This is a genomic window from Streptomyces sp. NPDC023541 (assembly GCF_055559995.1).
In genome coordinates this window covers 52,356-74,638 of sequence record NZ_JBVHJO010000024.1, presented here as the reverse complement: position 1 = coordinate 74,638, position 22,283 = coordinate 52,356, and the positions used below count along the sequence as shown (strand labels likewise).

22 protein-coding genes are annotated in these 22,283 nt (G+C 72.5%); 17 read left to right on the top strand and 5 right to left on the bottom strand.

Features of this window, described 5'->3' with window-relative positions; genetic code table 11:
• Positions 1-28 precede the first annotated feature (28 nt).
• From ribH to ACZ3X1_RS34560, 6 genes are all read left to right on the top strand, one after another.
• A complete protein-coding gene (gene ribH / locus ACZ3X1_RS34585; protein WP_007262951.1) occupies positions 29-514 on the top strand; it encodes a 6,7-dimethyl-8-ribityllumazine synthase in 486 nt (161 codons plus the stop codon).
• A 58-nt stretch (positions 515-572) separates the two neighbouring features.
• Entirely contained in the window at positions 573-854 is a 282-nt protein-coding gene (locus ACZ3X1_RS34580; RefSeq protein ID WP_356815283.1) for a phosphoribosyl-ATP diphosphatase, read from the top strand.
• Positions 855-935: 81 nt separating this feature from the next.
• The gene (hisG, locus tag ACZ3X1_RS34575) at positions 936-1,784 is read left to right on the top strand and encodes an ATP phosphoribosyltransferase (RefSeq protein ID WP_356815282.1); all 849 of its coding nucleotides are present in this window, start codon (positions 936-938) and stop codon (positions 1,782-1,784) included.
• Positions 1,785-1,837: 53 nt separating this feature from the next.
• Positions 1,838-2,302 (top strand): PH domain-containing protein, encoded by a 465-nt coding sequence (locus ACZ3X1_RS34570; protein WP_362629096.1) that lies wholly within the window; start codon positions 1,838-1,840, stop codon positions 2,300-2,302.
• Positions 2,303-2,502: 200 nt separating this feature from the next.
• Positions 2,503-3,933, top strand: a complete 1,431-nt coding sequence (locus tag ACZ3X1_RS34565) for a hemolysin family protein (RefSeq protein WP_390077938.1) — start codon at positions 2,503-2,505, stop codon at positions 3,931-3,933.
• A complete protein-coding gene (locus ACZ3X1_RS34560) occupies positions 3,930-4,973 on the top strand; it encodes a hemolysin family protein (RefSeq protein ID WP_362629102.1) in 1,044 nt (347 codons plus the stop codon). Before ACZ3X1_RS34565 ends, ACZ3X1_RS34560 begins: the two co-directional genes overlap by 4 nt.
• A gap of 49 nt (positions 4,974-5,022) precedes the next feature.
• On the opposite strand, the gene ACZ3X1_RS34555 is transcribed toward ACZ3X1_RS34560, so the two are convergent.
• A complete protein-coding gene (locus tag ACZ3X1_RS34555) occupies positions 5,023-6,954 on the bottom strand; it encodes an AAA family ATPase (RefSeq protein ID WP_467283109.1) in 1,932 nt (643 codons plus the stop codon).
• Positions 6,955-7,343: 389 nt separating this feature from the next.
• A complete protein-coding gene (locus tag ACZ3X1_RS34550) occupies positions 7,344-7,991 on the bottom strand; it encodes a uridine kinase family protein (protein WP_467283107.1) in 648 nt (215 codons plus the stop codon).
• A gap of 108 nt (positions 7,992-8,099) precedes the next feature.
• On the opposite strand from ACZ3X1_RS34550, the gene ACZ3X1_RS34545 reads away from it, so the two are divergent.
• The 5 genes from ACZ3X1_RS34545 (at position 8,100) to ACZ3X1_RS34525 (ending at position 12,383) form a co-directional block, all read left to right on the top strand.
• Positions 8,100-9,467 carry a peptidase C39 family protein gene (locus tag ACZ3X1_RS34545; RefSeq protein WP_467283105.1) on the top strand — a complete coding sequence of 456 codons (1,368 nt, stop codon included), beginning with the start codon at positions 8,100-8,102 and terminating at the stop codon, positions 9,465-9,467.
• A gap of 116 nt (positions 9,468-9,583) precedes the next feature.
• Positions 9,584-10,015, top strand: coding sequence for an SPW repeat protein (locus tag ACZ3X1_RS34540; RefSeq protein ID WP_362629114.1), 432 nt, complete (start codon positions 9,584-9,586; stop codon positions 10,013-10,015).
• A 147-nt stretch (positions 10,016-10,162) separates the two neighbouring features.
• Positions 10,163-10,321 (top strand): SCO1431 family membrane protein, encoded by a 159-nt coding sequence (locus ACZ3X1_RS34535; protein ID WP_362629117.1) that lies wholly within the window; start codon positions 10,163-10,165, stop codon positions 10,319-10,321.
• Positions 10,322-10,374: 53 nt separating this feature from the next.
• The gene (locus tag ACZ3X1_RS34530; protein WP_467283102.1) at positions 10,375-11,064 is read left to right on the top strand and encodes a TetR/AcrR family transcriptional regulator; all 690 of its coding nucleotides are present in this window, start codon (positions 10,375-10,377) and stop codon (positions 11,062-11,064) included.
• A 146-nt stretch (positions 11,065-11,210) separates the two neighbouring features.
• The gene (locus ACZ3X1_RS34525; RefSeq protein ID WP_356815272.1) at positions 11,211-12,383 is read left to right on the top strand and encodes an acyl-CoA dehydrogenase; all 1,173 of its coding nucleotides are present in this window, start codon (positions 11,211-11,213) and stop codon (positions 12,381-12,383) included.
• Positions 12,384-12,404: 21 nt separating this feature from the next.
• Here the strand turns inward: ACZ3X1_RS34525 and ACZ3X1_RS34520 are convergent, their stop codons facing one another.
• On the bottom strand, positions 12,405-12,611 hold the full coding sequence (locus ACZ3X1_RS34520; protein WP_051785519.1) for a hypothetical protein: 207 nt from the start codon (positions 12,609-12,611) through the stop codon (positions 12,405-12,407).
• A gap of 1,898 nt (positions 12,612-14,509) precedes the next feature.
• Here ACZ3X1_RS34520 and ACZ3X1_RS34515 point away from each other — a divergent pair.
• Complete coding sequence (locus tag ACZ3X1_RS34515; RefSeq protein ID WP_467283099.1) at positions 14,510-15,643, top strand: Rv3169 family protein; 1,134 nt, start codon at positions 14,510-14,512, stop codon at positions 15,641-15,643.
• A 46-nt stretch (positions 15,644-15,689) separates the two neighbouring features.
• Complete coding sequence (locus ACZ3X1_RS34510) at positions 15,690-16,781, top strand: phosphotransferase family protein (protein ID WP_467283096.1); 1,092 nt, start codon at positions 15,690-15,692, stop codon at positions 16,779-16,781.
• Between the two features lie 75 nt (positions 16,782-16,856).
• On the opposite strand, the gene ACZ3X1_RS34505 is transcribed toward ACZ3X1_RS34510, so the two are convergent.
• Positions 16,857-17,327 carry a hypothetical protein gene (locus ACZ3X1_RS34505; RefSeq protein WP_356813525.1) on the bottom strand — a complete coding sequence of 157 codons (471 nt, stop codon included), beginning with the start codon at positions 17,325-17,327 and terminating at the stop codon, positions 16,857-16,859.
• 216 nt (positions 17,328-17,543) lie between these two features.
• Between ACZ3X1_RS34505 and ACZ3X1_RS34500 the strand changes: the two genes are divergently transcribed.
• The 4 genes from ACZ3X1_RS34500 to fxsA all read left to right on the top strand — a co-directional run bounded on the left by ACZ3X1_RS34500 (position 17,544) and on the right by fxsA (position 21,571).
• On the top strand, positions 17,544-17,984 hold the full coding sequence (locus tag ACZ3X1_RS34500) for an Lrp/AsnC family transcriptional regulator (protein WP_030663734.1): 441 nt from the start codon (positions 17,544-17,546) through the stop codon (positions 17,982-17,984).
• A 57-nt stretch (positions 17,985-18,041) separates the two neighbouring features.
• Positions 18,042-19,670 (top strand): amidohydrolase, encoded by a 1,629-nt coding sequence (locus tag ACZ3X1_RS34495; protein ID WP_467283093.1) that lies wholly within the window; start codon positions 18,042-18,044, stop codon positions 19,668-19,670.
• 366 nt (positions 19,671-20,036) lie between these two features.
• Positions 20,037-20,822: a polyprenol monophosphomannose synthase gene (locus tag ACZ3X1_RS34490; protein ID WP_362629136.1), complete on the top strand. Its 786-nt coding sequence runs from the start codon at positions 20,037-20,039 to the stop codon at positions 20,820-20,822.
• 155 nt (positions 20,823-20,977) lie between these two features.
• The gene (gene fxsA / locus ACZ3X1_RS34485) at positions 20,978-21,571 is read left to right on the top strand and encodes an FxsA family membrane protein (RefSeq protein WP_362629139.1); all 594 of its coding nucleotides are present in this window, start codon (positions 20,978-20,980) and stop codon (positions 21,569-21,571) included.
• A gap of 83 nt (positions 21,572-21,654) precedes the next feature.
• Here the strand turns inward: fxsA and ACZ3X1_RS34480 are convergent, their stop codons facing one another.
• The gene (locus ACZ3X1_RS34480) at positions 21,655-22,029 is read right to left on the bottom strand and encodes an RNA polymerase-binding protein RbpA (protein ID WP_007262928.1); all 375 of its coding nucleotides are present in this window, start codon (positions 22,027-22,029) and stop codon (positions 21,655-21,657) included.
• Between the last annotated feature and the right edge of the window lie 254 nt (positions 22,030-22,283).

Here is a 22,283-nt window from a genome sequence, read left to right as displayed (position 1 = left end):
CATCCACGAACCACCGAGGAGCAGAGCTGTGAGCGGCAAGGGCGCACCCGAACTGAGCGTGAAGAACTGCGGAGACCTGCGAGTCGCCGTGATCGCGGCCCAGTGGCACGAGAAGGTCATGGACGGACTGGTCGACGGCGCCCTGCGGGCCCTGCACGAGCTGGGCATCGACGAGCCCACCCTGCTCCGCGTCCCCGGCAGCTTCGAGCTCCCGGTCGTGGCGAAGGTCCTGGCCGGGCGCGGCTACGACGCCATCGTCGCCCTCGGCGTGGTCATCCGCGGCGGCACCCCGCACTTCGACTACGTCTGCCAGGGCGTCACCCAGGGCCTGGTCCAGGTGTCGATCGACACCGGGGTCCCCGTCGGCTTCGGCGTACTGACCTGCGACAACGACGAGCAGGCGCTTGACCGCGCCGGCCTCGAAGGGTCGAACGAGGACAAGGGCCACGAAGCGGTCACCGCCGCCGTCTCCACCGCCATGACCCTGCGCACCGTCAGCGAACCCTGGCGTTAGTCCAAGGAGTGAACCCCGGCACCGGGGCACCCGGGTGAGCCCTTACTCTAAGGACATCATGGCGAACAAACCCTCCAAGACCTTCGAAGAGCTCTTCACCGAGCTCCAGCACAAGGCCGTCGAAGGCGACCCCGGCACCTCCCGCACCGCCGAGCTCGTCCACAAGGGCGTCCATGCCATCGGCAAGAAGGTCGTCGAGGAGGCCGCCGAGGTCTGGATGGCCGCCGAGTACGAGGGCAAGGAAGCCGCCGCCGAGGAGATCTCCCAGCTGCTGTACCACGTCCAGGTGATGATGGTCGCGCGCGGGATCTCCCTCGACGACGTCTACGCGCACCTCTGAGCCGGGCCGGGGTCGCACACCCGCCCGTTTCACAAGCACGCACACCACGCAACCACGCACACCACGCATCAAAGGAAGCCCATGCTGCGCATCGCCGTCCCCAACAAGGGTTCACTCTCCGGACCGGCGTCGGCGATGCTCCATGAGGCCGGCTACCGGATGCGCAAGGAGTCCAAGGAGCTCGTGGTCGTCGACCCCGAGAACGGGGTGGAGTTCTTCTACCTCCGGCCCAAGGACATCGCGATCTACGTCTCCTCGGGCAAGCTCGACATCGGCATCACCGGCCGCGACCTGCTGCTCGACTCCGGCGCCAGCGCCGAGGAGATCCTCCCGCTGAACTTCGGGCGCTCCACCTTCCGCTACGCCACCACCCCCGGCACGGCGAAGGGCCCCGAGGACTTCACCGGGATGACCATCGCGACCTCCTACGAGGGGATCGTCGCCAAGCACCTGGCCGACCAGGGCATCGACGCCTCCGTCGTGCACCTCGACGGCGCCGTCGAGACCGCCATCCAGCTAGGCGTCGCCCAGATCATCGCGGACGTCGTCGAAACCGGCACCAGCCTGCGCAACGCCGGCCTGGAGGTCATCGGCGAGCCGATCCTCACCTCCGAGGCCGTCGTCATCCGCGGCAACGGCGCCGACGCCGACGACCCGCAGGTCCAGCAGTTCCTGCGCCGCCTGCAGGGCGTCCTCGTGGCCCGCAGCTACGTGATGATGGACTACGACTGCCGCGCCGAGCACCTGGAGCGCGCGGTCGCCCTCACCCCGGGCCTCGAGTCGCCGACCGTCTCCCCGCTGCACAACGAGGGCTGGGTCGCGGTCCGCGCCATGGTGCCCGCCAAGGAGGCCCAGCGCATCATGGACGACCTGTACGAGCTCGGCGCCCGCGCGATCCTCACCACCTCGATCCACGCCTGCCGCCTCTGAGGCAACGCGTACGCCCGCTCCTCACCCGTACGACCCTCAGAAGGCAACGCACCATGGCCGAGTCCGCCGCCCAGCCCGTACCGCCCACCCTGCCGGTCACCTTCCGGCCGACCCGCACGCGGGCCGTCCTGCTGGGCGTCGGGCTCGCCATGTTCGCCACCATCACGGCCATCGCCGTGATGCTGGAGAACCTCAGCCCCGGCGAGCGGATCAGCTTCGTCTTCACCGCGGTCCTGCTCAGCTCGGTACTCGTCCTGCTCAGCCGCCCCAAGGTGGCCGCGGACGAGGACGGCGTCACCGTCGTCAACCTCACCAACACCCGCCGTCTGGCCTGGGCGGAGATCCTCCGGGTCAACCTCCGCCCCGGCGACCCGTGGGTGTTCCTGGACCTCAGCGACGGCACCAGCCTGCCCGTGCTCGGCATCCAGCCGGGCGTGGCCAAGCAGCAGGCCATCAGCGACGCGCGCGCCCTGCGCGCCCTCGCCGAAAGCCGCGGAACCGGCACGAACGACCACTGACCCCACCGACGCCCGCAGCCGCGTACCGTTGCGGCCGCGATCTCAGTGACTACCCTGGTGGCGGGGCGCAGCCGTGCGTCCTCCCACCGGCCCCGGGACCCCGAGGCCCGCGGGCACCTGCAACTCGAGGAGTGACTCCCTCCAGCAATGGACGGATCGTCCGGTAATATCCGCGCCGCCCTCCCCACGGAGGCGGCGGCATGACCATCCCGCTACTCCTGCTCGCGGCGGCGTTCGCCCTGATCCTCGCCAACGGATTCTTCGTGGCGGCCGAGTTCGGCCTCGTCACGGTGGAGCGCCCCGAGGCGGAGCGCGCCGCAGCCGACGGAGACCGCCGTGCCCGCACGGTCGTCAAGGCCCTGCGGGAGCTGTCCTTCCAGCTCTCCGGCACCCAGCTCGGCATCACCATCACCTCCCTCGTGGTCGGCATGCTCGCCGAGCCCGCCCTCGCCGCCCTGCTGGCCGGGCCGCTCGCCGCGACCGGCCTCCCGAAGGGAGCCGTCTCCGGCGTCGCCGTCGTCATCGGCATGCTGCTCGCCTCCGCCGTCCAGATGGTCGTCGGCGAGCTCGTCCCGAAGAACTGGGCGGTCTCCCGGCCCCTCCAGGTGGCCCGCTTCGTCGCCGGCCCGCAGCACGCCTTCTCACGCGCCTTCCGGCCGGTCATCGCCGGCCTCAACGCCGTCGCCAACCGGCTCGTACGGGCCCTCGGCGTGGAGCCCACCGAGGAGATGGCCTCCGCCCGCACCCCGGGCGAACTCGTCTCCCTGGTCCGCCATTCGGCCCAGGCCGGCGCCCTCGAACAGGACACCGCCGACCTCTTCGTACGGACCCTGTCGCTGGGCGACCTCACGGCGCAGCACGTCATGACCCCCCGGGTGAAGGTCAGCGCCCTCCAGCACACGGCCACCGCGGCCGACGTGCTGAACCTGACCCGCGCCACGGGCCTGTCCCGCTTCCCGGTCTACCGCGAACGCATCGACGAGATCACCGGTGTGGTCCACCTCAAGGACGCCCTCGCCGTGCCCGAGTCCGAGCGCGACCGCACCAGCGTGGGCCGGATCTGCGTCGCACCGCTGCTGGTGCCCGGGTCCCTGCCGGTGCAGCCGCTGCTGGAGCGCCTGCGCAGCGAACAGCCGATGGCCGTGGTCGTCGACGAGTACGGCGGCACCGCCGGCGTCGTCACCCTGGAGGACATCGTGGAGGAACTCGTCGGGGAGGTCCGCGACGAGCACGACCTCGCCGAGGACGAGACCCCCGAACTCGCTGCCGTACCCGCCGAGGACGGCCGTCCCTCCTGGGAGGCCGACGGCAGCTGCCGCGTGCAGACCCTGCGCCGGATAGGCCTGGAGGTGCCCGAGGGCCCCTACGAGACCGTCGCCGGCCTCGTCGCCGACCTCCTCGGCCGGATCCCCGCCCCCGGGGACCGCGCGGACCTCCCCGGATGGAAGCTGTCCGTCCGCAGGGTCGGCCGCAACCGGGCGGAACGCGTCCGGCTGGTCCGCCTGACGGCCGTATCCGCCGCCGGCGCGTACCGGCAGGCCGCGGGCCCCGCCGGCGCCCCGGTGCCCGGCTCCGGCCGCCACGGCGAAGCCGTCCCCCAGCGGGCCGAGCTGGAAGGCGCCGCCCGATGAACGCGCTCCAGCTCGTCTTCGCCCTGCTCCTCGTCCTCGCCAACGGCTTCTTCGTCGGCGCCGAGTTCGCACTCGTCTCCGTACGGCGCAGCCAGATCGAGCCCCTCGCGGCCGAGTCCAAACGGGCCCGCCAGGTGCTCCACGGCCTGGAGAACCTGCCCCGCATGATGGCCGCCGCGCAGTTCGGCATCACCGTCTGCTCGCTCACCCTCGGCGCGGTCGCCGAACCGACCGTGGCCCGGCTGCTGGAGCCCGTCTTCCACGCCGTGCACGTACCGCAGGGCCTGATCCACCCCCTCGGCTACGCCCTCGCGCTCGCCGCCGTGGTCTTCCTGCACCTGGTCATCGGCGAGATGGTCCCCAAGAACCTCGCCATGGCCGCACCCGAGAAGACCGCCCTGTGGTTCAGCCCCGGCCTGGTCGCCTTCGCCCGCCTGTGCGGGCCGGTCACCACCGCGCTCGGCGCCTGCGCCACGTTCGTCCTGAAGCTCTTCAAGGTCGAGCCCAAGGACGAGGTCGAGGCCGCTTACACCTCCGCCCAGCTGGGCCGGCTCCTGAAGGACTCCCGGCAGGCCGGGCTCCTGGAGCCGGTCGAGCAGGAGCGTCTGGAGGACGCGCTGGAACTGGGCAGCCGTCCCGTCACCGACGTCCTCCTCGACCGGGACCGCCTGGTCACGGTCGGCCCGGCCGTCACCCCCCGCCAGATCGAACAGCTGACCGTGCGCACCGGCTACTCCCGCTTCCCCGTCCGTGCCGACAGCGGCGCCTTCATGGGCTACCTGCACGTCAAGGACGTACTGGACCTGGAGGACCGGGAACGGGCCGTGCCCCAGCGGGTCTGGCGCCGTATGACCACGCTGTGCGCCACCGTCCCGCTGGACGACGCCCTCGGCGTCATGCGCCGGGACGCCACCCACCTGGCGCAGGTCGCGGACCAGAGCGGCCGGGTCCTCGGCCTGGTCGCCCTGGAAGACGTCCTGGAAATGCTGGTGGGCGAAGTCCGCGACCCGGCCCACCGGATCCCGGCCGGCCGCACGTAGCACAGAGGGCCGGAACTGCCGCTCAGCGGCATGTCCGGCCCCACCGGGGTCACAGGGGCGGCTCCGGCCGCTCCTGGGGCCCGCGGCCCGACAGGACCTCCCCGTACGCCTGCATCAGGTCCGGCAGCCGGAGGGTGGCCAGGTCGTCCCGCGACGGCTCTCCCGCGAAGCCCGCCAGCCTCAGGTCTCGGTACGCGCAGCTCTTCTCGTACAGGGTCCGCAGGAAGCGGCCGTTGCCCAGCTCGTCGATCCAGCCCTGCTCCACCACGTGCGCGCTGATGCTGCGCAGCTCCTCCAGGGCCTCCTCGTCCCAGTGGTCCCCGTTGGCGTCGGCCAGCACCCCGCCGATCGCGGTCAGCTCCGGCGGCCGGTAGCTGGGGAAGTCCACCCGCGTGGTGAACCGGGACGACAGCCCCGGATTGGCCGCCAGAAGCCGGTCCATCCCGGCCGGATAGCCCGCCAGGATCACCACCAGGTGGTCCCGGTTGTCCTCGGCCCGCTTCAGCAGCACCTGCAGCGCCTCGTCGCCGTACGCGTCACCCTTGCTGTAGCCCGTGTTCGACAGCGAGTACGCCTCGTCCACGAACAGCACCCCGCCGATCGCCGAATCGATCAGCTCGTTGGCCTTCACCGCGGTCTGGCCGAGGAACTCGCCCACCAGGTCGGCCCGCTGGGCCTCGACCAGATGGTCCCCGCCGAGCAGCCCCAGTGCGTAGAAGACCCGGCCCAGGATGCGGGCCACGGTGGTCTTGCCGGTGCCCGAGGGGCCGGAGAACACGAAGTGCCGTTTCGGCGGCTGCACCGGCAGCCCCTGACCCGCCCTCAGCCGCGCCATGTGCAGCTGCGCCGAGAGGGCCTTCACCTGCCGCTTGACGGGCTCCAGGCCCACCATCCGCTCCAGCTCCGCCAGCGCCTCGGCCAGCGCCGCCGGGTCGGACGGCCCCGCCGGCAGCCCCTCCGCCGAGCCCTGCGGCGGGACCGTCACCTTGCGCCGTACGCCCTCCGTCCGGCCCGGCGGGGGAGGGGGCGGACCCAGCGGGTCGGCGCCCGCCTGACCGTCCGGGGAGACGTCCTGCACGGGCCCGCCGCCCAGCGGGCCGCCGCCCAGGGCCACCGCCGCGAAATCCCCGCCGACCGGCGACGGGCCGTGCCCCGCGTAGCCGCCGTACCCGGAGTACCCCGCGAGGCCCGCCAGATCGGCCATGCCGTCGGTGTCGTCGCCGTCCTCGATGGCCGTCAGCCGGGCCGCGGTGTCCATGAACGAGGGATCCACCCGGTGCACCGCCCGGTACAGCGGAAGCGCCGCCGCGCTGCGCCCCGTGCCCTCGTGCGCCCGGGCCAGCCAGTACCGCAGCTCCTTGCGCTGCGGCTGCTCGCTGCGGCAGCGCATCAGCGCCGCCGACAGCATCGGCTCCGCCTGCCCGTACATCTCCAGCCGGACCCGCGCCATCCCGCCGAACAGCCCCGCCTCGATCCCCAGCAGCGGATCGTTCACCAGCGGCTCGGTGTGCCGGACCAACTGCTCCCAGTCCTTGACCAGATAGGCCCGGCAGGCGTGCAGGAACCGCACTTGCGGATCGGTGTCCACCGGCGGCAGCGCGGCGAGGGCCTGGTCCAGCTCCGGCACGTGGCGGCCGTCCAGCCAGTGCGAGGCGTGGGCGAGCAGCAGGTCCCGCCGGTTCTCCAGCACCGGCTGCACCCACCAGCCCAGCCAGTACCAGGAGTTCAGCGTCCTGCGGTGCCGGCTCCGCTGCTCGCCGAATCGGTCCCTGTGCGCGTACATGCGTAAGAGGGCGTTGCCCGTGTCGACCCGGAGCGCGTGCAGGCCGAGCCACGCGTCGGCCATCGAGGGGTCGAGCCGCACGGCCGTCCGGAACTCCTCCTCGGCCTGCGGGTAAGCGCCCATGGTGCAGGCGTCGACCCCTCGCAGCCAGGCGAGTTCGGCCGGGGCGTGCATGCTGCCCGGCGTGCCGAAATCCATCACGTCCCCCACAAGCCTGCCCCGTGGTGCGCGGCAACCCCCGCTTCGAGCGCGCGAGTTGTTCCGGTGCCCCCGCCTGGCGTCGCTGAAATCAGGGCTGCATCGTACCTGCGCTTTCGCACCTTACGTAGGGTGCGGCGGGTCCGGTTCGGGTGGACACCCCGGCCGCCTGTGGTGACGCAAAGTGAACTTCCGGGGTCCGCGTGGCGCGCGCTGCACCCCTGCGGAGGGCGTTCGCGGGCAGAGCGAAGCCCCCGATCACGGGGGAACAATCGGGGGCTCCGTGTGCGCGGCGGCCGGTAAGGGCCCCGCATTGAGAACGTAAGGCCGCTGCGGGCCCCAGGTCAAGCGGGTCGGCGCAGGCCCGGCACGTGGAATTCCGGGGCCGTTCAGGCCCGGGGGAGTTCGTCACCGTCGGTGACGGAAGTGGGGGTTCCAGCCGTCACTCCGGTCCCGGAAGACCACTCGTATCCCGTACCGCTCTGGCGTACCAGGGTGCCGGCGAAGGGGCGCGAAGGATCACTGGAGAAGTGCGCGTGCTCCGCGCGCTCCCACCCGTCCCAGAAGTCGGACAGTTCACGCCCGTCCCGGCCGCGGCCCCGCGTCCAGGACTCGGCGCGCGGGGTCTCCATCCACAGCAGCCGGGCCAGGTGCGGGCGCAGTGCCTGCCGCCCGGCGCCGACTCCCTCCACCAGGAGCACCGGCGCCGGCTCCAGCACCCGCTCCGGCCCGAAGCGGCGCTCCACCCAGTCGTACGGGGCCCAGTGCGCGGGCCGCCCGCCGGCCAGCGGCTCCAGTACCTGCACGCGCAGCCGCTCCTCCCAGCCGAACAGCTCCTCGTGGCTGGCCACGTCGTCCAGGTGCAGCACGGGCGCCCCGCCCAGCGCTGCGGCGAGCGCTGCGGCGAGCCGCCCCGCAAAGGTGCTCTTGCCGGATCCGGCGTGCCCGTCGATCCCGATCAGGCGCACCGGGCCGAGGGAGCACGGCAAAGCGGCGAGCTCCCGCGCGAGTGACTCAAGTGACTGGTGTGGCTCCACCCGACCAGCGTAGACAAGCCCGACACGACCCGTGGCTTGGGCCTTCGGCCGCCGGGAACCTGGAAGGGTGACACCACCAGAGCGCCGACGCACCCGGGGGACCACGCGATGACCGCACCCACGCCACGCAGGGCCGTACTCGTCGCCGCACTCGCGGTCGCCACCGCGGCCACCGCCGCCTCCGTCCCCGGCGGCGGCGCCCCGGCCGCCGCCGCCCCCGCCCCCCGCGCGCAGGGCCGTACCGTCGACAACCGCTTCTGGTACGCGTACGGCCACTGGCTGGCCGGAACCCACCAGGGCACCACCGCCGTCGCCGGCACCCGCCCCGGCCTGCGGATCGGGACCGCCCTCGGCCGCACCGAATACGCCGACCCGCACTCCGGCCGCAAGAGCACCTGGGAGTACGCCACCTGGACCTCCCCGGTGCACCGCTCCACGGTGCCCGCCACCGAGGCCGTCGCCTCCTGGAACGCCCACACCCCGGCCGGCACCTGGATCCAGGTCGAGCTGCGCGCCACCTACACCGACGGCGCCTCCGCCCCCTGGTACGTGATGGGCCGGTGGGCCTCCGGCGACGGCGACATCCGCCGCACCTCGGTGGACGGCCAGACCGACGGCCGCTCCACCGTTTGGACCGACACCCTGGCCCTCGACGCACCCGCCGCGGCGAACGGCCTGCGGATCTCCGACTGGCAGCTGCGCCTGACCCTCCACCGCCTGCCGGGCGCCGCCGGCGGCCCCACCGTGTGGCTGGCGGGCGCGATGGCCTCCGACGTCCCCGACCGGTTCACCGCCCCCCCTTCCCGCCCCTCCGGCACCGCCCACGAGCTGAAGGTCCCGCGCTACTCGCAGCAGACCCACATCGGGCGCTACCCCGAATACGACAACGGCGGCGAGGCCTGGTGCAGCCCCACCTCCTCCCAGATGGTCATCGAGCACTTCGGCCACAAGGCCGACCCCGCCACCCTGGCCTGGGTGAACCCCACGTACTCCGACCCGCAGGTCTGCCACGCGGCCCGCTCCACCTACGACGCCGCCTACAGGGGCTGCGGCAACTGGTCCTTCAACGCCGCCTACGCCGCCACCTACAGCGGCCTGGCCGGAGTCGTCACCCGCCTCGCCTCGATGACCGACCTGGAGACCGTGGTGCGGGCCGGCATCCCCGCGATCACCTCCACGTCCTTCCGCGCGGACGAGCTCACGGGCGCGGGCTACGGCACGGCCGGCCACCTCATGGCCGTCGTCGGCTTCACCGCCACCGGGGACGTGGTCGTCAACGACCCCCACGCACACGACAACCCCTCCGTCCGCCGCGTCTACCGGCGCGCCGAGTGGGAGAACGTCTGGCTGCGCACCAAGCGCACGGCCGCCGCCGGGAAGGTCGCCTCCGGCAGCGGCGGGGTCTGCTACCTCTACGCCCCCGCCCTCCCGGCCCCGGCCCAGATCCTCGCCCTGCGGACGGTGGGCGTGCTGTGAGGAAGCGGCGAAATGCCCGTTGACCCGCTCGCCCGGATAAGCGGAACATACCCGGATAAGCGGAACATAATGGGGTAAATGGCACATAAAAGCTTCTCAATAGGAGGCGGCCCGCCATGACCACCCATCCCAGCATCGAGCACCACCCCGACCTCGCCGAGATGCGCACCCGGTTCGAGCGGGTGACCAGCACTCCCCGCGCGCAGGCCGTCGAGGCGCTGGCCCTGATAACCGGCCTGTACCTGGCCGCCTCGCCGTGGATCGCAGGATTCAGCGTCCTGACTCCGCTGGCGATCAACAACCTGATCGTCGGCCTGGCGTTCTGCCTGTGCATGGGCGGCCTGGGATCCGCCTACGAGCGCACCCACGCCATGGCCTGGACGGCGGTCGTCCTGGGCGCCTGGACGATCATCGCGCCCTGGGCCATCGCCGGTGAGATGGACGTGACGCGCTCCGTGGTCAGCAACGTGATCACAGGCTGCGTCGCACTCTGCCTCGGCCTCGCGATGGCGGCCATGGCCGGTCGCAGCCGCGACACCCGGGCCTGACACGGCAGGCGGCGCCGGACGAAACCGCCGCCGGGCCCCAACCGCACCGCGCACCCGCCGGGCGGCCGGGGCCCGGCTGCGTGACGTGCGCCACCAGTGACCCACGTCTCTACCGCGAATGCCGCGAACGCTGGCACATTGGACACCATGACTGCCGACACCGCCGCCCCGACCGCCTCCGCACCCGCCGGGAACCTCGTTCGCACCGGGGGCCCCAAGGAGGACTCCGCCTGGCTGGAGCACGTCCTCGGCTGGACCCTCGTGGTCGTCGTCGCCATGTTCGTCACCCAGGTGGGCTGGGTCTGACGCCTGCGCGGTATCGTCGGGCATCCTGTGGCAGTTCGAGGCTGGGGCCGGACGTGAACAGCAGTCAACAGCGCGCGACGACCGGACGTTCACAGGCGCGCAGGGCCGAACTCATCGCCATCGGCCGCGGGTTGTTCGCAGACACCCCGTACGACGCGCTCTCCATGGACGACATCGCCAAGCACGCGGGCGTCGCCAAAGGGCTGGTCTACTACTACTTCAAGAGCAAGCGCGGGTACTACCTCGCCATCGTCGAGGACTCCGTCGCCGGGCTCGTCGCCCGCGCCGGCGACGACACCGGCCTCCCCAGGGCCGAGCGCGTCCGCCGCACCATCGACGGCTACCTCCACTACGCCGAGCACCACCAGGCCGCCTACCGCACCATCGTCACCGGAGGCGTCGGCTCTGACGCCGAGGTGCTCGCCATCCGCGACGCCGTACGCGAGGAACTGGTCGCCGCGATCGCCGAAGGCGCGTACGGACGCCGCGACCTCCCCCCGATCGCCCGCCTCGCCCTCGTGGGCTGGCTCTCCGCGGTCGAAGGGACCACCCTGGAATGGATCGGCGGGCCGAGCGACCCGGACCGGCCCGGACGTGCCCGGCTCGGCGCCCTGCTGGTACGCCAGCTGCGCGCGACATTGGCGGTGATCGAGGAGTTCGCCCCGGAGTGTCCGGCACCTCCCCCTGTCGAAGAGGGGTTCGAACCGGCTGATGATCTTGCCCCGGTGACGGGAAGCCCCTGATCGGGCATACTCAAGCCGCCGCAGCCGCTGAACAGCCTCTTCCGTGACCCGGGAGGGCAGCATCGGCTGCACAGAGCCCGAGACCCGGCGGCGCGTCCCACACCTCGCGCGTCGCCGCCGTGCCCGAGATGGAGGAGAGCGCCGCCATGACCGACCGCGCCCCGCAGCCGGTGGACCGACAGCTGCCCACCGAGGAGTCCCGCGACCTCCTCGCCCTCGTACGTGAGATCGCCCAGCGCGAGATCCGCCCCCGGGCCGCCGAGGAGGAGGACACCGGCCGGTTCCCGCGGGAGGTCTTCACGCTGCTCTCCGAGGCCGGACTGCTCGGCCTCCCGTACCCCGGCGAGTACGGCGGCGGCGAGCAGCCCTACGAGGTCTACCTCCAGGTCCTGGAAGAGCTGGCCGCGGCCCGCCTGACCGTCGGCCTCGGCGTCAGCGTGCACTCCCTGGCCTGCCACGGCCTCGCCGGCTACGGCACCAAGGAGCAGCAGGCCGCGCACCTGCCCGCGATGCTCGGCGGCGGTCTGCTGGGCGCCTACTGCCTCTCCGAGCCGGCCGCCGGCTCCGACGCCGCCTCGCTCACCACCAAGGCGGTCCGCGACGGCGACGACTGGATCATCACCGGCACCAAGGCCTGGATCACCCACGGCGGGGTCGCCGACTTCTACACCGTCCTCGCCCGGACCGGCGTCGAGGGCCCCAAGGGCATCACAGCCTTCCTGGTCCCCGGGGACGCGGCCGGCCTCACCGCGGCCGTGCCCGAGAAGAAGATGGGCATGAAGGGCTCGCCCACCGCCCAGCTGCACTTCGACGGCGTACGCGTACCCGACTCCCGCCGCATCGGCGAGGAGGGGCAGGGCTTCTCCATCGCCCTGGCCGCGCTCGACGCGGGACGGCTGGGCATCGCCGCCTGCGCCATCGGCGTCGCCCAGGCGGCTCTGGACGAGGCGCTCACGTACGCACTGGACCGCAAGCAGTTCGGGCACCCCATCGCGGACTTCCAGGGGCTGCGGTTCATGCTGGCCGACATGGCCACCAAGATCGAGGCGGGCCGGGCGCTGTACCTCGCGGCGGCGCGGCTGCGGGACGCGGGCAAGCCGTTCTCCCGGCAGGCGGCCATGGCCAAGCTGTTCTGCACGGACGCGGCGATGGCCGTCACCACGGACGCGGTGCAGATCCTCGGCGGCTACGGCTACACCGCGGACTTCCCCGTCGAGCGCCTGATGCGCGAGGCGAAGGTGCTCCAGATCGTCGAGGGCACCAACCAGATCCAGCGCATGGTCATCGCCCGCCACCTGGCCGGACCCGAGACGCGCTGACGCGGTCCGCCGCCGGACCGGTCAGTACAGCCCGCTGCTGGTGGAGGGCCAGACCGGGGAGGACGTGAGCCGGGACCACTCCGGGTCCCGCCGGCCGGGCAGGGTGCGGCCGGCGTCCGCCCATCGGGCCAGCAGGTCCCGGTAGATCGGCGGATCGGGCGCCTGCTGCTCGCGCAGCGGCTCACGCTGAAGCGGGCGCTGAACCGATTCTTCGAAATGCGGGGGCATCGGACGGCGCCTTCGGCCCGTTGAAGACTGAAGCGTGCTCATGCACGGCCAACGCGTGACCGGAGCCACGGGTAATCGCCCGGGGCCTACGCGTATCCGTTCGAGGGGTCCCCGGGGTGCGGCGCGGGCACGCTACGGATGCCCGCGCACTCGGGGCCTCCACCCCCGCGGCCCACCGCCCCCGGTCGGGGGCTGCCCACCCACCCCCGGGCGCGGGGTGGTGTGGGGGTCGGGAGCCGCTGGAGCGGTGTCAGGGATGTGCTGGGGGTTTCCCGTCAGTCCCATCGTCTCTCCGTGTCGGGCCGGCCCGTCAAGGGCGCTCGTTCCTCGCGTCGCTTCGCGATGTCGCTGCGCTCCACCCTTGACCGGCCGTCCCGCCACGGAAATCCGAAAGACTGCCGGGAAGCCCCCAGAGGAACGGGCCGGGACCAGTTTTCAGGGGCGGGGCGTCGGATGCGTCCGGGCGGAGCCCGGTGCGCGTCAAATCGCTACGCGCTCCCGCCGGACGGCGCCTGCGAGCCCCGTGGGCTGGGCATAAGCCGCCATCGATCGCTACGCGCTCCTGACGGACGGCGCCTGCGAGCCCCCTGGGCTGGGCATAAGCCGCCACTAATCGCTACGCGCTCCTGGCGGACGGCGCCTGCGAGCCCCGTGGGCTGGGCATAGGCCGCCATCAATCGCCACGCGCTTGTCGATCAGGCGTCTGCGGTCCGTGTGGGGCTGGTCACGGGCCGCAGAAACCTTCTCCCACTCTTCACGGGCGGCGTCTGAGGGCTGTGTGCGGTGGAAAAGCGTCAGATGACGGCTGGAGCGATGCCAATCCAGGGGTGGGTGAGTGCGCGCCCCAAAGAGCCGTCAATTCACCCCAATTGCCCCCGTCTGTACCGGCGGCTGGGATCTCATGGTGGTCTTGATGGGGGTTGGGTTCGGCTGAGCCGATGGATCGCCCTTCCACCCCCCGATATCGCCCCCATCAGCCCCATATGAGGGCCGGACGCCGTCCTCGAAAAGCGTGTAGCGATCGATGGCGTCCTATGCCCAGCCCACGGGGCTCGCGGACGCCGTCTCGCCGGAGCGCGTAGCGATCGATGGCGGCCTATGCCCAGCCCAAGGGGCTCGCGGACGCCGTCTGGCAGGAGCGCGTGGCGATCGGTGGCGGCTTATGCCCGGCCCAAGGGGCTCGCGGACGCCGTCTGGCAGGAGCGCGTAGCGATCGGTGGCGGCTTATGCCCGGCCCAAGGGGCTCGCGGACGCCGTCCGGCAGGAGCGCGTAGCGATTTGGGGCGCACCGGGCTCTGCCCGCGCATCGCTGGCCGCCCCGTCTCTTGCTCGATCCCCCGGCCCGTTCTTTTGGGGGTTTCCCGGCTGTCCTCGTATTTCCGGGGCGGGACGGTCGGTCAAGGGTGGAGCGCAGCGACATCGCGAAGCGACGCGACGAAGGAGCGCCCTTGAGGGGCCGGCCCGACACGGAGAGACGATGGGACTGACGGGAAACCCCCAGGGCTTCTCTGATCCCGCTCAGGGCGGACGCCGCCCCGCAGGGCCGCCGTCGCGCTTTCGTTCTCGTCCGAGCGTCTCCCGCCTCCTGGAATCGCCCCCGCGACTTCCGCCCCGTCCGAGCGTCTCCCGCCTCCTGGAATCGCCCCCGCGACTTCCGCCCCGTCCGAGCGTCTCCCGCCTCCCGGAACCGCCCCCGTGCCTCCCGCCCCCGCCCCAGCGTCTCCCGCCCCCGAAGTCCCGCCCCGCCCCCGAAGCCCCGCCCCGCCCCCGAAGCCCCGCCCCGCCACTACGTGCCCTGCTGTCAGACCGTGCCAGAAGGCTGGCCCCGGTGGGCGTTTCTGACGTACCGTCATATTCGCCCAGGCCGCCCCCGATGTCAGCCGCCCCGGAGGTCCGTCATGCCCGCAGACCGGCCCGTCGCACTCGACGAGTACCCCATCCACCAGGCCCCCTTGTCGATGAAGCACCTCGTGAGCGGCGACCGGAACGCCTACGACCGGTGCATCTTCCACGTCTTCGACCACGCCGGCCGCGCGGTCCTGATCCTCGGCCTCGGCGTCTACCCCAACGCCGGCGTCATCGACGCCTACGCCACCCTCCGCATCGGCGACGAGCTCCTCGCGGTCCGGGCCTCCGACGCCCTCACCGACGACCGGATGAACCTCTCGGTGGGACCCCTGTCGATCGTCGTCGACGTGCCGCTCAAGCGGCTCACGCTGCGTTGCGCCCCCGACTCCGCTGACCCGCAGGGCCTCTCGTACGACATCACCTGGACCGCGGAGTTCCCCGCGGTGTGGGAGCCCCACCACATCCAGCGGCGCGGCGACCGCCTCATGCTGGAAGGGCGCCGCTTCGTCCAGGCCGGCAACGTCACCGGCACGATCCGCGCCAGGGGTGCGGAGTTCACCCTGACTGCGGGGGAGTGGACCGGTACGCGGGACCGGAGTTGGGGCGTACGGCCGATCCCCGGGGAGGAAGGGGGCCGGGCGGCCGAGGAGCACCGCCCCGACGGCTTCCACTGGCTCTGGATCCCGGTCCGGTTCGCGGACCGCTTCGTCATGGTCATCGCCCAGGAGGACGCCGACGGCCACCGCACCCTGAACGAGGCCGTGCAGGTCTTCCCCGAGGACAGCGGTCGCGCGGACGTCCAGCTCGGCTGGCCGCACACCGAGATCCGCTACCGCCCCGGCAGCCGGCACCCCGAGAGGGCCGTCGTCCACCTCACCGACCCGTCCCGCAAGCCCCTCGAACTGGGCGTGGAGATACTGAACTCCTCCCCGCTCGCCGTCGGCGCCGGCTACCCGCCCGCCGCCGACTGGCAGCACGGCACCTGGCAGGGCCGCGGCTGGAGCGACCGGCGGGTCTACGACCTCTCCCACCCCGCCGCCCACCCCGTGGCAGCCTTCGGGGTCACCGACCACTCGGCCCGCTTCACGCTCGACGGGCTGACCGGGCACGGCATCTTCGAGCACGGCAGCTTCGGTCGCCACGACCCGAGCGGCTTCGCGGACTACTCCTCCGTCGCCCCGTAAGCCCCCACAGGTCCAGGTCCAGGTCTGAGCAGGAGAAGGGGTACCCATGGCAACCGCACCACGTCCGCGCACCTCCACCCGAGAGCCCGAGGAGCTCGGCCGCCGTCTGGCCGCCTGGCTCGACGGCCGGCTCCCCGGGGTGAAGGTCGCCAACGTCTCCGTCCCCGGCTCGAACGGGATGTCCAGCGAGACCCTGCTCTTCGACATAGAGCACCCGGACACCCCGCTGCGCGCCTGCGCGCTGCGGCTCGCCGCGGACCCTGCGGCCTACACCGTCTTCCCGACGTACGACATGCCGCGCCAGCACCGCGTGATGAGCCTGGTCGCCGAGCACACGGACCTGCCCGTTCCGCGCGTGCAGTGGCTGGAGGAGGACCCCGGGCCGCTGGGGGCGCCGTTCTTCGTGATGGCCCGCGCGGAGGGCCGGGTCCCGCCCGACGTCATGCCCTACACCTACGAGGGCAATTGGCTGCACGCGGCGACGGACGCCGAACGCGGTGCGCTCCAGGAGGCGAGCATCTCGCTGCTGGCCCGGCTGCATGACCAGTTCCCCGCCAAGGAGGCCGAGTTCCTGCTGCCCGACGGCGAGGGCAGCCCGCTGCGCCGGCACGTGGACGCCCAACGCGCCTATTACGCCTGGGTGGTGGGCGGACTCGCGCCCTCCCCGCTCATCGAGCGGGCCTTCGCCCGCCTGGAGGAGTTGTGGCCGGCCGACGAGGGCCCCGCCGTCCTGAACTGGGGCGATGCCCGTATCGGCAACGTGGTCTACGACGGCTTCACGCCGGTGGCGGTCCTGGACTGGGAGATGGCGGCGTACGCCCCGCGCGAGGTGGACCTCGGCTGGACGGTCTACCTCCACCGGTTCTTCCAGGACCTCACCGTGAGCTTCGGCCAGCCCGGCCTGCCGGACTTCCTGCGCCGCGACGACCTGGAGCGCCGCTACGCCGAACTGACCGGCCACACCCCGCGGGACATGGAGTTCCACACCCTCTACGCCGCCCTGCGGCACGCGATCGTGATGCTGCGCATCGCCTACCGGCAGGCCCACTTCGGCGAGGTCGAGGTGCCGGGGGATCCGGACGGCCTGATCCTGCACCACGCCAGTCTGGCCGCCATGGTGCAGGGGACGTACTGGTAGGCGAGCAGGGGCAGCGGCGGCGGACGGGCGGCACGAGAACCGGCGGCGCGCCCGGGCGGCTCGGGTCCTCGGTGCTCAGGCCGCCTGGGCGTGCTGCTGACGCGTCTGTGCCTGCGGCTGCGGCAGCACCGGGCGCACGACGCGGATCGGGCACGAGCCCGGCCCGCCGACGTGCGAGAACGGCTGCGTCCGCCAGTCCAGGCCCTGGGGCAGGGCGGGAACGGTGAAGGAGTCGAGCTCCTGCGCCTCGGCCGGCTGGGGCGCGCCGACGCAGGGGAGGGCGTCGGTGGCGGGCCGGCCGGTGCCGGCGCACACGGTGAGCCCGAAGGGGTTCCACGGGGTCAGGCAGAGCGCGTGCTGCGGCAGGTACTCCTCGTCCGCGACGAGGGCGATCGACTGGCCGCAGTCGGGGCAGATCGCGTGGTGGATCTCGAACCCCCCGCCGTCGTCGAGGTATTCGCCGTCAGCGGGATAGGCGTCGTCCCCGGAGTCGAGCGGTTCGAGAGGCTCCGGTTCGGTGCGACCGGCGCGCTTGGTGTTCAGCATGGATGTACTCCCCCTTGGGTGGGCCGGGCGGGCTGGTACTTCGGCCTCGGCCACAGCAACCATTTCCCGTCGAGCGTCACGAGTAACCACAACAGACCAGCCTCCACCTGCATACCCCTGTGGCCTTGGTCACATGCCCGGCGCAGATGCCTCCAGTGGGCGGACAGCACTGGGCCTGGCGTGCCTTTGGCCGTAAGTTGAGCGGCTATGAGCGCAATGGAGGAGCTGGACCGCCAGATCGTGGATCTGCTCGTGCGGGACGGGCGGATGAGCTATACGGATCTGGGCAAGGCCACGGGACTGTCCACGTCGGCAGTCCATCAGCGGGTACGCCGTCTGGAGCAGCGCGGGGTGATCCGCGGCTACGCGGCCGTGGTCGACCCGGAGGCCGTCGGCCTGCCGCTGACCGCGTTCATCTCGGTCAAGCCCTTCGACCCGAGCGCCCCGGACGACATCGCCGACCGGCTGTCCGGCGTGCCGGAGATCGAGGCCTGCCACAGCGTCGCGGGCGACGAGAACTACATCCTCAAGGTGCGCGTCGCCACCCCGCTGGAGCTGGAGGACCTCCTGGGCCGGCTGCGCGCCCTCGCCCACGTCGCGACCCGGACGACCGTGGTCCTCTCCACCCCCTATGAGGCGCGCCCGCCCCGCGTGTGACCCCGAAGGGGTACCCGGCGGTCGGGAAGGGCGGGGCGACGCGGGACACTGGTCGGCATGACTGACCGCACCGCCCCCTCCGCCGAAGCCGCCGGAGCACCGACCAGGACCGTCCTCCTCCGCGGGGGCGAGGTACACAGCCCCGCCGACCCCTTCGCCACGGCGATGGTCGTCGAACGCGGCCACATCGCCTGGGTCGGTTCCGAAGGCGCGGCCGACGCCTTCGCGCAGGGCGTCGACGAGGTCGTCGACCTCGGCGGCGCGCTCGTCACGCCTGCCTTCACCGACGCCCACGTCCACACGACCTCCGCGGGTCTGGCCCTGACCGGGCTGGACCTCACCGGAGCGGGCTCGCTGGCCGCCGCGCTGGACCTGGTACGGGCGTACGCCGTGAGCCGGCCCGGCGACCGGGTGCTCCTCGGGCACGGCTGGGACGCCGCCCGCTGGCCCGAACGCCGTGCGCCGCGCCGCGCCGAGCTGGACGAGGCCGCCGGCGGCCGTCCCCTCTACCTCAGCCGTATCGACGTCCACTCGGCCGTGGTCACCACCGCCCTGCTCGACCTCGTCCCCGGGGTGCGCCCCGACGGGGACCGGCCGCTGACCGCCGACGACCACCACGCCGTACGGCGGGCCGCGCTCGCCGCGGTCACCCCCGCCCAGCGCGCCGAGGCGCAGCGGGCCGCGCTGGACCGGGCGGCCTCCCTCGGTATCGGCTCCCTGCACGAGTGCGGCGGGCCGGACATCTCCTCCGCCGAGGACTTCACGGGCCTGCTCGCCCTCGCGGCGGAGCGGCCCGGGCCGCGCGTGTTCGGGTACTGGGCCGACCGGGACCTGGACCTGGTCCGGGAGCTGGGGGCCGTCGGGGCGGCGGGCGACCTGTTCGTGGACGGCGCCCTCGGTTCGCACACCGCCTGCCTGCACGCCCCGTACGCCGACGCCTCGCACACCGGTACGGAGTACCTGGACGCGGTCGCCGTCGCCGAGCACGTGGCTGCCTGCACCGAGGAGGGGTTGCAGGCGGGCTTCCACGCCATCGGTGACGCGGCGGTCACCGCGGTGGTGGAGGGGGTCCGGGCGGCCGCCCGGAAGGTCGGCCTGGCCCGGGTCCGCGCGGCCCGGCACCGCGTCGAGCACGCCGAGATGATGACCCCGGCCACCATCGCCGCCTTCGCGGAGCTGGGGCTCACCGCCTCGGTGCAGCCGGCGTTCGACGCGGCCTGGGGTGGCGGGGACGGCATGTACGCCGACCGGCTCGGGGCCGAGCGCGCCCGCACCCTCAACCCGTACGCGGCCATGCTGAAGGCGGGGGTGCCTCTGGCCTTCGGTTCGGACGCGCCGGTGACCCCGCTCGACCCGTGGGGCACCGTGCGCGCGGCCGCCTTCCACCGGACTCCGGAGCACCGGGTGTCGGTGCGGGCCGCCTTCACCGCGCACACTCGGGGCGGCTGGCGGGCGCTGGGCCGCGACGACGCGGGGATCCTCGTCCCCGGCGCCCCGGCCGACTACGCGGTCTGGCAGACCGGCGAACTGGTCGTCCAGGCACCGGACGACCGGGTCGCCCGCTGGTCCACCGATCCCCGCTCCGGCACCCCCGGACTGCCCGATCTGACCCCCGGGTCCGAACTGCCGGTGTGCCTCGCCACCGTCGTCGGCGGGCGGGAGGTATTCGTACGCCCACAGGGGTGATCCGGTCGGCCTCGGTTCGGTACGGGCCCTCGGACCCGGATAGGTTCGGCCGGGTCCACCACAGGACGTCGTGCCGGACGGATCCGTCTGCTCAGCGCGCCCGCGCCTCGGGGGCGAGGGAAGGTTTCGCCGGGCGGCGGGTGGCCCCAGGTCGGGGTCCGGCGGTCCAGTAGACAACGGTCACGGCGGCCCGCATCCAGCGGGAGTCTGATCGGCCCGAAGGACCGCGGGCCCCGATCACCCGACGGGGCGCCGCAGGGGAGGCCCACCGGCACCGCACCGCCGGGGCGGGCCGCGGCCGATGTTCTAAAGTCATCCTCTGCGACCAGACGTACAGGACGTGCCAAGAGCACAAAAGGGGACTCAGTGAGCGACGGCGGACAGCGGACCTACGGGCCGCTCGGTACAGCCTTGGTGATCATTCCGACCTACAACGAGGCGGAGAACATCGGGCTGATCGTCGGCCGCGTCCGGGCGGCGGTGCCCGAGGCCCACATCCTGGTCGCCGACGACAACAGCCCCGACGGCACCGGCAAGCTCGCCGACGAGCTCGCGGCCGGTGACGACCACGTGCACGTGCTGCACCGCAAGGGCAAGGAGGGGCTGGGCGCCGCCTACCTCGCGGGCTTCGTCTGGGGCCTGGAGGAGGGCTACGGCGTCATCGTCGAGATGGACGCCGACGGCTCCCACCAGCCCGAGGAGCTGCCCCGTCTGCTGACCGCACTGGCCGGCGCCGACTTGGTCCTGGGCTCCCGCTGGGTGCCGGGCGGCCGCGTCGTGAACTGGCCCAAGACGCGGGAGTTCCTCTCGCGCGGCGGTTCGACGTACTCCCGGCTGATGCTGGACGTCCCGATCCGCGACGTGACCGGCGGCTACCGCGCCTTCCGGCGCGAGACCCTGGAGGGCCTGGGCCTGGAGGAGGTGGCCTCGGCGGGCTACTGCTTCCAGGTGGACCTGGCCCGCAGGGCCGTGCGGAAGGGTTTCCGCGTGGTGGAGGTCCCCATCACGTTCGTCGAGCGCGAGTTCGGCGACAGCAAGATGAGCAAGGACATCGTCGTGGAGGCCCTGTGGCGGGTCACCCAGTGGGGCCTGAAGGCCCAGGCGGCCAAGCTGCTCGGCAAGGACAGCGGCAAGCGGAGCGGCACGGCCTGACCCGGCCCGATCGAGCGGGCCCCCTGCGGGGGTGTCCCGCCGATCATTCCGGGCTCGCGGCGCGGATCCGGGCCCGACCGGCGGGACACCCCTTAGGGGGTGGCCCGTACCTCCGGCTGAGGACACTTTTATCCCGCCCGGGCACACTGGGTGTTATGACGACCGGCACTGGATCCCTGCGAACGGGCACCCCGACGGCCCCCCGTCGGCGCTCGCCCGCCCGAACCTTCCTCCCCCTGGCCATCGCCGCCTGGCTGATCCTGGAGATCTGGCTGCTCGGCCTGGTCGCCGACGCGGCCGGCGGGCTGGCCGTGGCCGCGCTGATCGCGGGCGGACTGGTGCTGGGCGCGGTGGTCATCAAGCGCGCCGGGCGCCGCGCCTTCAAGAATCTGACGGACACCTTCCAGCAGGCGCAGCAGGGTGTGCAGCCCACCCCCCAGCAGCCCGGCCGGGGCAACGGCCTGACCATGCTGGCCGGCCTGCTGCTGATGCTGCCGGGCCTGCTCTCCGACGTGGCGGGCCTGCTCCTGCTGCTCCCGCCCGTCCGGGCGTTGGTAGGCCGCAGGGCCTCGCGTTCCCTGGAGCGGAAGATGGCCGCGGGCCCCGCGGGTAGCTTCGGGGACGCCTTCCAGCAGGCCCGTATCCACTATCCCGACGGCAAGATCGTCCAGGGTGAGGTGGTCCGCGACGACGGGCCCGGTCCGCAGGCCGGCCCGGACACCACGTACCGCCCGCCTCTGGCGCCGTAGGCGCAGCGGCGCAGGGAGCAAGCCGAGGGGCCCCGCCACACGATGTGTGGCGGGGCCCCTCGGCTTGTGCGTTCGTCCGGCTGTCAGGCGGACTTGCGGCTGTCCCGCGGATGCACGGCAATGTTCATGGCGCCGGAGCGCAGGACCGCCAGCCTTTCGGCCAGCACTTCCTCCAGCTCCTCGCGAGTGCGTCGCTCCATGAGCATGTCCCAGTGCGTTCGCGCAGGCTTGCCCTTCTTCTCTTCGGGCCCGTCCCCGTCAACCAGGAGTGCCATGGCGCCGCACGCCTTGCACTCCCACTCCGGCGGAATCTCTGCCTCAACCGAGAACGGCATCTCAAATCGATGTCCGTTCTGGCATGCGTACTCCACCGCCTGGCGCGGGGCCAGATCGATGCCGCGGTCCGTCTCGTAGCTGGTAACCACGAGGCGCGTACCGCGGAGAGCTCGCTCACTCATGAATCGTGCCTCCCGGGCTTGTCGCCCACAGGACAGGTGTCGCTGTCGTCGTCATCCGGTCAACGTCCGGTCGGCGGTATAGATTCCCGCTCCGGGTCATGCGTCGCCCGTCGTACCGCCCCTTGTTGTACCCACCAGTGCCCGGTTTGTCACATCTGGCAGCAGATGTCACCCAACGTCTAGACTTCTTTAGCGCGCAGTAACGGTCCGCCTGGCAGGCCAAAGGCGTACACTACCGGCCCTTCGCTGCAACG

Excerpts from the sequence above, each read along its gene's own strand:
- ACZ3X1_RS34580 (WP_356815283.1), top strand. The coding sequence starts at position 573 with ATGGCGAACAAACCCTCCAAGACCTTCGAAGAGCTCTTCACCGAGCTC.
- hisG (WP_356815282.1), top strand. The coding sequence starts at position 936 with ATGCTGCGCATCGCCGTCCCCAACAAGGGTTCACTCTCCGGACCGGCG.
- ACZ3X1_RS34570 (WP_362629096.1), top strand. The coding sequence starts at position 1,838 with ATGGCCGAGTCCGCCGCCCAGCCCGTACCGCCCACCCTGCCGGTCACC.
- ACZ3X1_RS34565 (WP_390077938.1), top strand. The coding sequence starts at position 2,503 with ATGACCATCCCGCTACTCCTGCTCGCGGCGGCGTTCGCCCTGATCCTC.
- ACZ3X1_RS34560 (WP_362629102.1), top strand. The coding sequence starts at position 3,930 with ATGAACGCGCTCCAGCTCGTCTTCGCCCTGCTCCTCGTCCTCGCCAAC.
- ACZ3X1_RS34555 (WP_467283109.1), bottom strand. The coding sequence starts at position 6,954 with ATGGATTTCGGCACGCCGGGCAGCATGCACGCCCCGGCCGAACTCGCC.
- ACZ3X1_RS34545 (WP_467283105.1), top strand. The coding sequence starts at position 8,100 with ATGACCGCACCCACGCCACGCAGGGCCGTACTCGTCGCCGCACTCGCG.
- ACZ3X1_RS34540 (WP_362629114.1), top strand. The coding sequence starts at position 9,584 with ATGACCACCCATCCCAGCATCGAGCACCACCCCGACCTCGCCGAGATG.
- ACZ3X1_RS34535 (WP_362629117.1), top strand. The coding sequence starts at position 10,163 with ATGACTGCCGACACCGCCGCCCCGACCGCCTCCGCACCCGCCGGGAAC.
- ACZ3X1_RS34525 (WP_356815272.1), top strand. The coding sequence starts at position 11,211 with ATGACCGACCGCGCCCCGCAGCCGGTGGACCGACAGCTGCCCACCGAG.
- ACZ3X1_RS34520 (WP_051785519.1), bottom strand. The coding sequence starts at position 12,611 with ATGCCCCCGCATTTCGAAGAATCGGTTCAGCGCCCGCTTCAGCGTGAG.
- ACZ3X1_RS34515 (WP_467283099.1), top strand. The coding sequence starts at position 14,510 with ATGCCCGCAGACCGGCCCGTCGCACTCGACGAGTACCCCATCCACCAG.
- ACZ3X1_RS34510 (WP_467283096.1), top strand. The coding sequence starts at position 15,690 with ATGGCAACCGCACCACGTCCGCGCACCTCCACCCGAGAGCCCGAGGAG.
- ACZ3X1_RS34505 (WP_356813525.1), bottom strand. The coding sequence starts at position 17,327 with ATGCTGAACACCAAGCGCGCCGGTCGCACCGAACCGGAGCCTCTCGAA.
- ACZ3X1_RS34500 (WP_030663734.1), top strand. The coding sequence starts at position 17,544 with ATGGAGGAGCTGGACCGCCAGATCGTGGATCTGCTCGTGCGGGACGGG.
- ACZ3X1_RS34495 (WP_467283093.1), top strand. The coding sequence starts at position 18,042 with ATGACTGACCGCACCGCCCCCTCCGCCGAAGCCGCCGGAGCACCGACC.
- fxsA (WP_362629139.1), top strand. The coding sequence starts at position 20,978 with ATGACGACCGGCACTGGATCCCTGCGAACGGGCACCCCGACGGCCCCC.
- ACZ3X1_RS34480 (WP_007262928.1), bottom strand. The coding sequence starts at position 22,029 with ATGAGTGAGCGAGCTCTCCGCGGTACGCGCCTCGTGGTTACCAGCTAC.